Raw genomic sequence first — 12811 nt, 5'->3', positions numbered from 1 at the left:
AAATTTGAAAAAAGGAGAAATAAATTGCGTGGCTTTGATTTTGAATGTAAAAATCGCTCTTTTAGGTGCTTATTTTACAGTGAGATTACAAAAAATAGAAAAAACTAGGATGCAGTGCACCCTAGTTTCAATGTTTTTCATATTATTAAGATTGGTTTTCTGATTCAGCAATCGCTTCCCCTTTTTTGGTTAAGCTGATTTTGCCTGTTTCAATGTTAATGATTTTCTTCTTATATAAATGACCGATTGCACGTTTGAATGACCCTTTACTCATATTGAACACTTCTTTGATTGCTTCTGGACTTGATTTATCCCAAAACGGCAGTTCTCCATCATATTCTACAAGTAAATCAAAAATCACTTGGCCATCATCATCAAGACGTTCATGAGCCAATGGTAAGAATGAACCATTCAACTCGCCTTTTTCATTATGACCAATAATTCTCACATTGACTGCTTCCCCTAGTCTAGGTTCTGATTTTCTTTCGCTTTCATGTACAAAGATTTTATAACCATCTTTAGATAGTAAGAAACTTCCAATCTTTAATACACGATAGGCACGTGCTTCGATAATATTGTTTTGAAGTGAATCATCATGTACAGGTGTGTACATTTGACTGACGATTGTTTCTGAAGCGAGACGCGCAAACATTTGTCTCTCACTATCGATTCTTAATGTCGCAAGCACTTCATCGCCGTTTTGCGGCCATAATGATTTAACTTTTGGTAAATCTTCCCATGGGATTAAAACTTCACGAGGAAGTCCTGCATCTACTTTCGCACCATCGCGATCTGTTTTTAGTACTTTAACATAGTCATATTTGGTTGTTGTGATGTCTGGCATGTTTTGAGTCGCAAATAATTCGCCAGAACGGTTTGGGTAAATAAAGAAACTATATTCTTCACCTATTTCCAGGTCATCCTCTTCATTTACTTCTGATTGATTGAGTTTCACTTCTTCGCCATTTGGGCCTGCTAATTGGTATGTTGAACCATTCAAACCGACTACTTTGAGAAATTCAATTGTACCGATAATATCGTTATCTTTTAAGGCCATAATAACTCCTTCCACTTTCTGTATTAGGCATATTATAACACGGTTAACATTTTTATAGACAGAACTTCTATTGATTCTTTCTATAATATAGGTGAATTATGTTTGTTTAACCGCCATATATCGAAAGAAACGTATTTGTGTGGTATAATTCATGCGTTAGAAATATCAATTAATGGAGGAAATTCATGTTACAAGTTACTGATGTAAGTTTGCGATTTGGCGATCGTAAATTGTTTGAAGATGTAAATATCAAATTTACAGAAGGTAATTGCTATGGTTTGATTGGCGCAAACGGTGCAGGTAAATCTACTTTCTTAAAAATACTTTCTGGTGAATTAGATTCACAAACAGGTCATGTTTCAATGGGTAAAAACGAAAGACTTGCGATTTTAAAACAGGATCACTTTGCTTATGAAGACGAGCGCGTATTAGATGTTGTGATTCAAGGTCACGAGCGTTTATATGAAGTGATGAAAGAAAAAGACGAAATCTATATGAAACCAGACTTCAGTGATGAAGATGGTATTCGTGCTGCAGAATTAGAAGGCGAATTCGCAGAAATGAATGGTTGGAATGCTGAAGCAGATGCAGCAACATTATTATCAGGTCTAGGCATCCCTACTGATTTACATGATAAAAAGATGTCTGAATTAGAAAACAACCAAAAAGTAAAAGTATTATTAGCTCAAAGTTTATTCGGTGAACCTGATGTTCTTTTACTTGATGAGCCTACCAACGGTTTAGATATCCCTGCAATCAGCTGGTTAGAAGATTTCTTAATCAACTTTGAAAATACAGTTATTGTAGTTTCCCATGACCGTCACTTCTTAAATAACGTATGTACACATATTGCTGATTTAGACTTCGGTAAAATCAAAGTGTATGTCGGAAACTATGACTTCTGGTATCAATCAAGTCAACTTGCTCAAAAAATGGCGCAAGAACAAAACAAGAAAAAAGAAGAAAAAATTAAAGAATTACAAGACTTCATTGCACGTTTCTCTGCGAACGCTTCTAAATCTAAACAAGCAACAAGCCGTAAGAAACAATTGGAAAAAATCGAGTTAGATGATATTCAACCATCATCTCGTCGTTATCCTTTCGTGAAGTTTTCACCAGAACGTGAAATCGGTAATGACTTATTATTTGTAGAAAACGTATCAAAAACAATTGACGGTGAAAAAGTCTTAGATAACATTTCATTTACAATGTTCCCTAACGATAAAGCTGTACTTGTTGGAGATAGCGAAATTGCGAAAACAACATTACTTAAAATTTTAGCTGGAGAAATGGAACCAGATGAAGGTACAGTTAAATGGGGTGTGACAACTTCACGTACGTACTTCCCTAAAGATAACTCAGAATTCTTCGATGGTGTGAATATGACATTAGTCGACTGGTTAAGACAATATGCACCTGAAGATGAACAAACTGAGACATTCTTACGTGGTTTCTTAGGTCGTATGTTATTCAGCGGTGAAGAAGTGAAGAAGAAAGCAAGTGTCCTTTCAGGTGGAGAGAAAGTACGTTGCATGTTAAGTAAAATGATGCTTTCAAGTGCGAATGTTCTCTTAATGGATGAACCAACAAACCACTTAGACTTAGAAAGTATTACTGCAGTCAACGATGGATTGAAATCATTCAAAGGTTCAATCATCTTCACATCACATGACTTTGAGTTTATTAACACAATCGCAAACCGTGTGATCGACTTAAACCCACAAGGTGCCCTTTCTAAAGAAATCAGTTACGAAGAGTACCTAAAAGAAACTGGTGTATTAAGCTAGAAATTATGCAGAGGTTAGGTGAAAAATCCTAACCTCTTTTTCTATGTTTAATCCCTACAGTTCCGTCTATATAGAGTATATAGCTAAAAAATTGATAATAGACGATGAAAAAAACAAAGTATAAATTACACTTAATTAGTAAATACTTTCGGAATTTAGGCTTTTTTCAGTAAATTTCCAAAAATCATATATTTCTGGTTTACATCTCAATGGTAACTATGTATAATGTGATACATACTAATTAATTGAATAGTTTTTTTGATGAGGCGCATCAATCATAAGTACTTGCCACGCCTACTGTCTGTTGCAGTTGGTAAGGAAAGGGTGAGATGCCGAAATAATCATAAATGCAGAGTTATGATTGTTGGACTTTCAGGTTAAGAGCTAAGGGTCTGTCATTATTATCAAATAATGGAGTGCATCACTTGTATATAAATTTACGAGCAAGTTCGCATTCCGGACTTGCTCTTTTTATATATGTGATTCTCCCCTACTATCGAGGAGGATATGTAAAGCAATGAAGAGAAGTGTTTTAAAATTCGGCGGTTCGTCTGTCAGCGATTTTACGAAAATTAGGAATATTGCTGAAATGCTAAAAATAGAATTGAAAATGACGAACAACTTATTGTCGTGGTCAGTGCAATGGGAAAAACAACTGACCAATTAATGGAAAATGTAGCTGCGCTGACCAGCGAACCAAAACAACAAGAGCTTGCCCTCTTATTAACAACTGGTGAACAGCAAACTGTTTCCTACTTGTCTATGGTGCTAAACGATATAGGCGTTCAAGCAAGAGCCATGACAGGATATCAAGCCGGAATTAAAACAGTTGGACATCATCTCAAAAGCAGGATTGCAGAAATCAACCCTGATACTTTTGATAAAGCATTTGAAACGCGCATGATGTACTTGTTGTAGCCGGGTTCCAAGGTATCAATGATGAACTTGAATTGACTACGCTTGGCCGAGGTGGTTCGGATACGACAGCAGTTGCATTAGCAGCAGCCAATCAAACACCATGTGAAATTTATACAGACGTTGACGGTGTCTATGCGACTGACCCTCGTATTTATAAAGATGCCAAACGTTTAAGTGTAGTTTCTTACGAAGAAATGATGGAAATGAGCGCACTGGGTGCTGGGGTTTTAGAAACACGCAGTGTCGAACTCGCAAATAACTATAACATTCCATTGTATTTAGGAAGAACGTTATCAAATGTGGAAGGAACGTGGATTATGTCACAAACAGAAATACTAGAGAAAAAAGCAGTAACGGGCGTAGCTTTAGATAGCAAAATGATGCATGTCACTATCAGCTATCCCCTATCTGATAATAAACTCTTAACAGATTTATTTACTTTACTTGAAGAAGGACAAGTCAATGTTGATATGATTTCTCAAATCGTCAACCTTGAAGGGTTACAGCTCTCATTTACAATTAAAGATACTGATTTGACACAAATCAAAGGTATTTTTAACAAATTGTCAGAAAGTTATCAAGCTTTAGATTATAATTTAAATGATGCCTACGCAAAGATTTCCTTGATTGGATCAGGTATGAGAGATATGTCAGGTGTCGCATCGAAAGCTTTCATCAGTTTAATTAATGCAGGTATTCCGTTCTATCAAACAACGACATCTGAAATCAGTATCTCTTATGTTATCGATGCTGATAACGGAGAACGTGCAGTCAAACAACTTTATGAAACATTTGATATTTAAAAGTTGGAAAGCAGCAAGAATCAGAAACTCAAGAAAGAATTAACGACTTTCTTAAATAATAATATGGAGTGAATTGAATATGACAAAATTAGCAATCGCAGGTGCAACAGGTTTAGTAGGAAGCAAAATGTTAGAGACAATCGATCGTAAAAATATTCCATTTGATGAGCTTGTATTATTTTCTTCAGCAAGATCAGCAGGAAAAGAAATCGAGTTTCAAGGTAAAACATATACAGTTCAAGAACTAACAGAAGACGCTGCAAGCGAACATTTTGATTATGTATTGATGAGTGCTGGGGGCGCTACAAGTGAACACTTCTCACCTATTTTTGAAGAAGCGGGAGCCATTGTTATCGACAACTCAAGTCAATGGAGAATGCACGATGATATCGATTTAGTCGTACCGGAAGTCAATGAACCTAAATTTACAAGAGGTATCATCGCAAACCCTAACTGTTCAACAATCCAATCAGTGGTACCTTTAAAACCATTACAAGATAAATATGGTTTAAAACGTGTTGCTTATACAACATATCAAGCAGTATCAGGTTCAGGTTACGCCGGCCGTGAAGATTTATTAAATGGAGAAAAAGGAGAAGAACCAAAAACTTATCCTCATCCTATTTATAACAACGTGTTACCTCACATTGATGTCTTCTTAGAAAATGGTTATACAAAAGAAGAACAAAAAATGATTGATGAGACACGTAAAATCTTAAACTTACCAGACTTAAAAGTAACAGCAACTTGTGTGCGTGTACCTGTACAAGACAGCCACAGTGTTGAAATGGACGTTACTTTAGATAGACCAGCGACAGTAAAAGAAATTCAAGAACTATTTGAAAATGATGATCGTGTTGTCTTAGTAGACAATCCAGAAAATAATGAATATCCATTGGCTGTTTATTCTACTGGTAAAGATGAAGTCTTTGTCGGTCGTATCCGTAAAGATGATTCATTAGATAATACATTCCATATTTGGGTAACATCAGATAACTTACTTAAAGGCGCAGCATTGAATACAGTCCAAATTTTAGAACAAGTTTTATCAATGAAAGGAGTTTCTTAATATGAGTCGTTTATTTGAAGGAGTTGGGGTAGCTCTTACGACCCCATTCACAAATAATGAAGTCGATTATCAAGCATTAGAGAAACATGTTAATTATTTATTAGACAATAATATCCAAGCGATTATTGTAAATGGTACAACTGCAGAGAACCCTACTTTAACTGAAGATGAAAAAGAAAAAGTATTAGAAGCAGTTATTAAACAAGTGAATGGCAGAGCAACTGTTATTGCTGGTACAGGTACAAACTCAACTAAAAAATCTTTAGATGCTTCATTACGTGCTAAAGAATTAGGTGCAGATGCAATTATGCTGATTACACCTTACTACAATAAAACAAGCCAACGTGGTTTAATCGCCCACTTCACTACAGTGGCAGATGCAGTAGAACTACCTGTTGTTTTATATGATGTACCATCAAGAACAAATATGAGAATTGATGTAGAAACAATGGTTGAGTTAGCGAAAAATCCTTATATTGTAGCATTGAAAGATGCGACTAATGATTTTGAACATCACCGTGCGTTAAAAGAACGCTTAGACTTATCTGAGTTCTCATTATATAGCGGTAACGATGACAATGTTGTACGTTATTATGCTGAAGGCGGCCATGGTGTAATTTCAGTTGTCGCAAACGCGATTCCTGGTGATTTCCAAGCACTTTATGAAAAAGCAAAACGTGGCGAATCTATTGATAAAGATTTCGAACCAATTAACCGTTTGTTAAATGCGTTATCAGTAGATGTTAACCCTATCCCAATCAAAGCACTTACTGCTGTTGAAGGATTCGGTAACTACGAAGTACGTTTACCGTTAGTGACTTTAGAAGAATCAGACCGTAAACAACTTGAAGAAGCATATGCCAAATATAAAGCAGGTGAACTTTAATGAAAATTTTGTTAATCGGATATGGTGCAATGAACAAACGTGTGGCACGTTTGGCTGAAGAGCAAGGACATGAAATTGTAGGTGTTATCGTTCCAGATCCTGAAAATGACTATCCCTACCCTACTTATTCACAAATCAGTGAAGCAAAAGATGCTGAAGTAGCGATTGATTTCTCTAATCCGGAATTATTATTACCGTTATTAGACCAAGATTTCAAATTACCAGTTGTTGTAGCTACAACGGGTGAAAAAGAAAAAATTCAAGAAAAACTACAAGCATTAAGTAAAGACATGCCAGTCTTCTTTAGTGCAAATATGAGTTATGGTATCCATGTCATGACAAAATTATTAGAAGTTGCCGTACCACTTTTACAAGGTTACGATATCGAATTAATCGAAGCACATCATAATAAAAAAGTAGATGCACCAAGTGGTACATTGATTAAATTGTTAGATGTTATCAAAGATATTAAAGAAGTAAATCCTGTCTATGATCGCTCACAAACAACTGAACGTAGAAAAACTGAAGATATCGGAATTAGTGCTGTTCGTGGCGGTACAATTGTTGGTGAACATGAAGTATTGTTTGCTGGTGTCGATGAAACGATTGAATTAACACATCGGGCACAATCAAAAGATATCTTTGCGAACGGTGCAATTACAGCCGCTGAGCGATTGGTTTCTAAACCAAATGGGTATTATACATTTGATAATTTAAATAATTAATTAAACAAAGGAGAGGTTTTTACCATGGCAAAAGATTTAACAGCTGAGGAGATTATTCAATATATTAGTGATGCGAAAAAATCAACACCACTAAAAGTTTATATTAACGGAGCGTTCAAAAACGTAGAATTCCCTGAATCATTTAAAGTATTCGGCGGAGAAGATTCTAAAGTGATTTTCTGTGAAGCAGATGACTGGGATAAATTCTATGACGAATATCAAAACTACATTGAAGATGTAGAAATTGAAATGGATCGTCGCAACTCTGCGATTCCACTAAAAGATTTACGTCATACAAACGCGCGTATTGAACCAGGTTCATTCATTCGTGAACAAGCGATTATCGAAGATGGTGCAGTTGTGATGATGGGCGCAACAATCAATATCGGTGCGGTAGTCGGCGAAGGTACAATGATCGACATGGGTGCGACATTAGGTGGTCGTGCAACAACAGGTAAAAATGTACATGTCGGTGCAGGTGCTGTATTAGCAGGTGTTATCGAACCACCAAGTGCATCCCCTGTTGTAATTGAAGATGATGTATTAATCGGTGCCAATGCAGTTATCTTAGAAGGCGTTCGTGTTGGTAAAGGCGCAATTGTTGCTGCAGGTGCAATTGTGACACAAGACGTTCCAGCCGGTACTGTAGTTGCAGGTACACCAGCGAAAGTAATCAAACAAACTTCTGAAGTTGAAGATTCTAAACGCGAAATCGTATCTGCTTTACGTAAATTAAATGACTAATCAAAAACCAGACGTTAACAACTATTAAATAAATCAAAAAAGGCGTATCGTGTGCGTTTTGCAGAGCCTCACATACGCCTTTTATACATATTATTAAGTAAGACAAAAGGAAGGATATTATGACACAAACTGAATTAGAATTTGTAACACAACATCGTCGCCATTTACATCAAAACCCAGAACTAAGTTTGGAAGAATACGAAACAACGAATCATATCATTGCTTTTTTAGAATCTATCGGCGTACCTTATGAACGTCCTTTAGAAACAGGTGTCGTTGCACACTTAAAAGGTAACGGTAATCATACAATTGCGTTTAGAGCTGATATTGATGCTTTACCGATTGATGAAGAAAATGACATCGACTTTAAAAGTTCAAAAGCAAATGTGATGCATGCGTGTGGACATGATGGCCATACAACTGCCCTACTCTTATTTGTCAGACGATGCAAAGCTTTATTTGACAAAGGCGAATTACCGCAAAATGTAGTGTTTATTTTCCAACCTGCTGAAGAAACAGGCGCAGGTGCTAACCGTTTGATCAAAGCTGGTGCATTTGATCATCATCCAATCGAAGCGGTTTTTGGTATCCATGTTATGCCGTTTAATGATGAAGGCACTGTAACAATTATGAATGAAGAAATTACTGCGAGCGCTACAGAATATCGCTTCTTCTTAAAAGGACAATCTAGCCACGTTGCGAATAAAGAACAAGGACGCTCATGTGGTGAAGGTTTAATCCATGTATTAAACCAAGTGAGTCAAATTCAACAATATCATTTGAATGGTTTACAAAGAAATATAGTTCATATTGGTCGTTTTAATGCTGGTGAAGCGATTAACACAGTCCCTAGTCAAGGTTACTTAGAAGGTACAATTCGTACGTATGACACAAATGATCTACAAGCAGTAAAAGACCAAATGTCTAAAATTGCGCAAAGTGTACAATTATTATTTGGTGTTAATTGCGAAGTGAAGTTTGAAGAAGGTTACCCACCTACTTATAATGACCCTACTTTACATGATGGTGTCGTTAAAGCTTTAAAAGATGCGGACTTTAATGTAGTAGAATTAGAAAAACCTTATTTATTCGGTGAAGATTTCAGTTTCTATAGCCAAATTGCGCCAAGTTACTTTGCTTTTGTCGGTATTCGTAATGAAGCAAATGACTGGGTACATGGTTTGCATACACCGAAACTTAACTTCGACGAAGCACAATTAATCCGTATTGCGGATTATTATGAAAATCTATTATTCCAATATGGCAAGGAGGTTTCTTCATGACAGCGATTTGGTCGGTAAACCGTCAACAATTTATAGATAATGCGAAAAAAGTACGTCATAACCAAAATTTAATGGCCGTTGTGAAGAACAATGCTTATAACTATGGGTTAGAATTTTCTGTAGAAGCCTTTTTAGAAGCTGGCATTGATACATTCAGCACAACTTCACTTGCTGAAGCTATTCGTGTCAGAAAAATTGCGCCAAATGCGACGATTTTTTTAATGAACGCTGTTTATGATTTTGATGCGGTAAGAGATAATCATATTCACATGACCCTGCCCTCTTTAACTTATTACTATCAATATAAAGAAGAGTTACAAGGTATCCATGTTCACTTAGAATTTGAGAACTTACTTCATCGTTCTGGGCTTAAAACCATACAAGAAATTAAAGAAGTACTTGAAGATCATGCGAATAACCAAAATGAAGATCAGATGATTATCAGTGGTTTATGGACACATTTTGGTTACGCAGATGAATTTGATGTTCCTGAATATGGTATTGAAAAACAAGCGTGGGTTGACGTTGTCGATGCATTACTTTCTGAGGGATATCATTTTGATTTAATTCATGCACAAAACAGTGCTTCATTTTATCGAGAAGAACAACAACTTTTACCGCATCACACGCATGCACGTATCGGTATTGCTTTATATGGCTCAAGACCTTACAGTAGCTTATCAGAAGACGTTATCAGTCAATCACTTACTGTTAAAGGTAATGTGATTCAAGTCAGAGATGTAAATAAAGGTGACTATTGCGGCTATAGCTTTGCGTATGAAGTCGAACAAGATCATACAAAACTTGCGGTTGTTGATATGGGTTACGGTGACGGTATTTTAAGAACCAGAGCTAAACACGAAGCCATTATTAATGGTAAACGTTACCCTATCAAAGCTTTGATGATGAGTCATATGTTCGTTGCGGTTGATGAAACCGTTACTGCACAAGATGAAGTGATACTATATAATGAAGATATGCGTATTGATGAATATACGTTTAAAGGTGTCGGCGCGAACTCTGAACAATTAAGTGCGCTAAATCATGATTCTTTGATAAAGGAGATTCGATAAAATGGTTGTAGAATATAAAAATGGTAAATTAACAATGGGTGGCACAAGTTTAGAAATGATTGCTCAAAGCTTCGGTACCCCACTGATTGTTTATGATGAGGACCAAATCCGTAATCAAATGCGCAGATATAAAGAAGCATTTGAAGCTAGCGGCCTTGATTATAATATTTCATATGCATCAAAAGCATTTACTTGCCTACAAATGGTTAAGCTTGTACAAGAAGAAGGATTAAGCTTAGATGTTGTATCTGAAGGTGAACTTTATACTGCTTTAGAAGCCGGTTACGACCCAGCAAACATCCACTTCCATGGTAATAACAAAACAAAACACGAAATTCGTTATGCATTAGAAAGTAAAATCGGTTATTTCGTGATTGATTCTTTAGATGAAATCGAATTAATTAATAGATATGCATCAGAAACAGCTGATGTTGTACTACGTGTAAATCCTGGTGTAGAAGCACATACCCATGAATTTATTCAAACGGGCCAAGAAGATAGTAAATTTGGTTTATCTATTCGCTATGGTTTAGCAGATCAAGCGATTGAAAAAATTCAAAATAGCGATAAATTAAACTTAAAAGGTATCCATTTCCATATTGGTTCTCAAATTGAAGGCACAGAAGCAATGATTGAAACAGCTAAAATTGTGATTAAATGGTTAAAAGATTTGAATTTAGAAGTGGATTTACTAAATATTGGTGGCGGCTTCGGTATCCGTTATGTTGAAGGTGATGTCAGCTTCCCTATCGAGTCAGGTATCAAAGAAATTACAGATGCTTTAAAAGATATTGCGAAAGAAGCAGATTATCCACTACCAACAATTGGTATTGAACCAGGACGTTCTATTGTGGGAGAAGCTGGTGTAACGCTTTATGAAGTCGGTACAATTAAAGAAATTCCTGGTATTAACAAATATGTATCTATTGATGGTGGTATGAGCGATCACATCCGTACAGCATTATATGGTGCAAAGTATGATGCCTTATTAGTTAATCGTGATGAAGAAGCGGACGATACAGTCACTATCTCTGGTAAATTATGTGAGTCTGGCGATATTATTGCGCGAGATGTGAAATTACCTTCATCTGTTCATCGTGGCGATTACCTTGCGATATTATCAACAGGTGCATATCACTACTCTATGTCATCTAACTATAACCAAATGCAGAAACCTGCAGTGTTATTTGTGAAAGATGGTAAAGCAAGAGAAGTTATCAAACGTCAATCACTACGTCAATTAATTATTAATGATACAAAAGTAAAATAAATCATAAATGTAAAAAACGAACTGAGATAAGATCAGTTCGTTTTTTTGTATTATACGAGATTTAATAAATTAACAGAAGAAAAATCACTCTTTTCCAAGAAACAACAATATATCATTATCTTAATTTTCTCTTCTATTTTATATTGGGGATAAAGCCAAAAAAGGAAAAAGACAAAGAAAAAAACACTTTACAAAGTGTAAAGTGTTTAATAATCAATAAAAGCCATCTATTAATTATAGTTTAACAACGTTTGCAGCTTGAGGACCGCGGTCGCCTTCAACTACTTCAAATTCTACTGATTGACCTTCTTCTAATGATTTGTAACCTTCTTGGTTAATTGCTGAGAAGTGTACGAATACATCGTTTTCTCCTTCAACTTCGATAAAACCGAATCCTTTTTCAGCGTTGAACCATTTAACTGTACCTTGTTTCATAATTTGTGAAACCTCCAAGACTAAAATTCAATATGCTTATTCGCATATTACAAAAAATACTTACGATAATTAGAGTATTGTAAAACCACAAAAGTAAATCTTGATATCTATATCATTCTAATCACTTTTCAACAGTCTTATGTATATGCTGCAGGTGGATTAATAACTGTTCATGACTCAATATAAATCTTACGATACCACCCTTAGTTGCAGATCACGCAAAAGCAATGTTATCGGTATGTTCTATATGTGTTTGAGCTAAATATTCTTTGCAATATGGAATAAAACTATTGCTTAAAACCCATTATAGTGCATTCCCCATATCATTGCAATACAAATAGTAAAAAATAATTAGTCAATAATTGGGAGGTCGTAATATACTTCGTTATTATATAATACGATAAAGCTATAAAATATTTGCATATCTTCATCGCAATCTTCACAAAACCCCATATCACAATTATTGTAGAATGCATAAATGTTGTACTTACCTTTTATGAAATTATCAAACTTCATTTTAGACAAACAAATCAGTTCTCTGTATTTTTTAAGCATATCCTCATATTGTTCAAATTGAAATTGTTCATAGATATTATCGCGCCAATCATCGAACAACCACCATCCCTCATAGTCAGCTCTGATTATATTGACTGTCCACACTTTAAAATCCCCTTTTTAGAAAATCATTTCTCTTTATATTCTTAACTATTGAAGAGATAATTTCAAGAAATGTGTTTGTATTTTTAGATATTGGGTTGTGT

Annotated in this window: 11 protein-coding genes, 1 pseudogene and 1 riboswitch; of the genes and pseudogenes, 9 read left to right on the top strand and 3 right to left on the bottom strand. The window is 35.5% G+C overall.

Going from position 1 to position 12811, the window contains the following annotated elements; translation table 11 throughout:
* Positions 1-145 precede the first annotated feature (145 nt).
* Entirely contained in the window at positions 146-1057 is a 912-nt protein-coding gene (gene cvfB, locus HMPREF2603_RS08130) for an RNA-binding virulence regulatory protein CvfB (protein WP_023015224.1), read from the bottom strand.
* Between the two features lie 185 nt (positions 1058-1242).
* Between cvfB and HMPREF2603_RS08125 the strand changes: the two genes are divergently transcribed.
* The 9 genes and pseudogenes from HMPREF2603_RS08125 to lysA all read left to right on the top strand — a co-directional run bounded on the left by HMPREF2603_RS08125 (position 1243) and on the right by lysA (position 11615).
* The gene (locus HMPREF2603_RS08125; protein ID WP_060804276.1) at positions 1243-2844 is read left to right on the top strand and encodes an ABC-F family ATP-binding cassette domain-containing protein; all 1602 of its coding nucleotides are present in this window, start codon (positions 1243-1245) and stop codon (positions 2842-2844) included.
* Positions 2845-3097: 253 nt separating this feature from the next.
* Positions 3098-3274, top strand: a riboswitch (Lysine riboswitch).
* Between the two features lie 87 nt (positions 3275-3361).
* Positions 3362-4565 (top strand): annotated as a pseudogene (locus HMPREF2603_RS08120) (aspartate kinase).
* A gap of 79 nt (positions 4566-4644) precedes the next feature.
* Positions 4645-5634, top strand: a complete 990-nt coding sequence (locus HMPREF2603_RS08115; RefSeq protein WP_060804277.1) for an aspartate-semialdehyde dehydrogenase — start codon at positions 4645-4647, stop codon at positions 5632-5634.
* 1 nt (position 5635) lies between these two features.
* A complete protein-coding gene (gene dapA, locus HMPREF2603_RS08110; protein WP_023015222.1) occupies positions 5636-6520 on the top strand; it encodes a 4-hydroxy-tetrahydrodipicolinate synthase in 885 nt (294 codons plus the stop codon).
* Positions 6520-7245 (top strand): 4-hydroxy-tetrahydrodipicolinate reductase, encoded by a 726-nt coding sequence (gene dapB / locus HMPREF2603_RS08105; protein ID WP_060804278.1) that lies wholly within the window; start codon positions 6520-6522, stop codon positions 7243-7245. Before dapA ends, dapB begins: the two co-directional genes overlap by 1 nt.
* Before the next feature lie 24 nt (positions 7246-7269).
* Positions 7270-7989, top strand: a complete 720-nt coding sequence (gene dapD / locus HMPREF2603_RS08100; protein ID WP_002480910.1) for a 2,3,4,5-tetrahydropyridine-2,6-dicarboxylate N-acetyltransferase — start codon at positions 7270-7272, stop codon at positions 7987-7989.
* 119 nt (positions 7990-8108) lie between these two features.
* Complete coding sequence (locus HMPREF2603_RS08095) at positions 8109-9272, top strand: M20 metallopeptidase family protein (RefSeq protein ID WP_060804279.1); 1164 nt, start codon at positions 8109-8111, stop codon at positions 9270-9272.
* Positions 9269-10345, top strand: coding sequence for an alanine racemase (locus tag HMPREF2603_RS08090; RefSeq protein ID WP_060804280.1), 1077 nt, complete (start codon positions 9269-9271; stop codon positions 10343-10345). Before HMPREF2603_RS08095 ends, HMPREF2603_RS08090 begins: the two co-directional genes overlap by 4 nt.
* A 1-nt stretch (position 10346) precedes the next feature.
* Entirely contained in the window at positions 10347-11615 is a 1269-nt protein-coding gene (gene lysA / locus HMPREF2603_RS08085) for a diaminopimelate decarboxylase (protein ID WP_002480913.1), read from the top strand.
* Positions 11616-11849: 234 nt separating this feature from the next.
* Here lysA and cspA read toward each other — a convergent pair whose 3' ends face one another.
* Together cspA and msaA are read right to left on the bottom strand one after the other, a co-directional pair.
* The gene (cspA, locus tag HMPREF2603_RS08080; RefSeq protein ID WP_001831260.1) at positions 11850-12050 is read right to left on the bottom strand and encodes a cold shock protein CspA; all 201 of its coding nucleotides are present in this window, start codon (positions 12048-12050) and stop codon (positions 11850-11852) included.
* A gap of 351 nt (positions 12051-12401) precedes the next feature.
* Positions 12402-12710, bottom strand: a complete 309-nt coding sequence (gene msaA, locus HMPREF2603_RS08075; RefSeq protein ID WP_023015218.1) for a regulatory protein MsaA — start codon at positions 12708-12710, stop codon at positions 12402-12404.
* Positions 12711-12811 lie beyond the last annotated feature (101 nt).

The sequence above is a fragment of the Staphylococcus sp. HMSC055C03 genome (genome assembly GCF_001809385.1).
Taxonomy (GTDB): Bacteria; Bacillota; Bacilli; order Staphylococcales; family Staphylococcaceae; genus Staphylococcus; species Staphylococcus simulans.
Note: the sequence above shows the minus strand (reverse complement) of the source record. Positions and strands in the feature narration are given on the sequence as shown.

Coding starts and splice junctions, on each gene's coding strand:
- HMPREF2603_RS08115 (WP_060804277.1), top strand. CDS start 4,645: ATGACAAAATTAGCAATCGCAGGTGCAACAGGTTTAGTAGGAAGCAAA.
- HMPREF2603_RS08125 (WP_060804276.1), top strand. CDS start 1,243: ATGTTACAAGTTACTGATGTAAGTTTGCGATTTGGCGATCGTAAATTG.
- cspA (WP_001831260.1), bottom strand. CDS start 12,050: ATGAAACAAGGTACAGTTAAATGGTTCAACGCTGAAAAAGGATTCGGT.
- dapB (WP_060804278.1), top strand. CDS start 6,520: ATGAAAATTTTGTTAATCGGATATGGTGCAATGAACAAACGTGTGGCA.
- lysA (WP_002480913.1), top strand. CDS start 10,347: ATGGTTGTAGAATATAAAAATGGTAAATTAACAATGGGTGGCACAAGT.
- cvfB (WP_023015224.1), bottom strand. CDS start 1,057: ATGGCCTTAAAAGATAACGATATTATCGGTACAATTGAATTTCTCAAA.
- dapD (WP_002480910.1), top strand. CDS start 7,270: ATGGCAAAAGATTTAACAGCTGAGGAGATTATTCAATATATTAGTGAT.
- HMPREF2603_RS08095 (WP_060804279.1), top strand. CDS start 8,109: ATGACACAAACTGAATTAGAATTTGTAACACAACATCGTCGCCATTTA.
- dapA (WP_023015222.1), top strand. CDS start 5,636: ATGAGTCGTTTATTTGAAGGAGTTGGGGTAGCTCTTACGACCCCATTC.
- HMPREF2603_RS08090 (WP_060804280.1), top strand. CDS start 9,269: ATGACAGCGATTTGGTCGGTAAACCGTCAACAATTTATAGATAATGCG.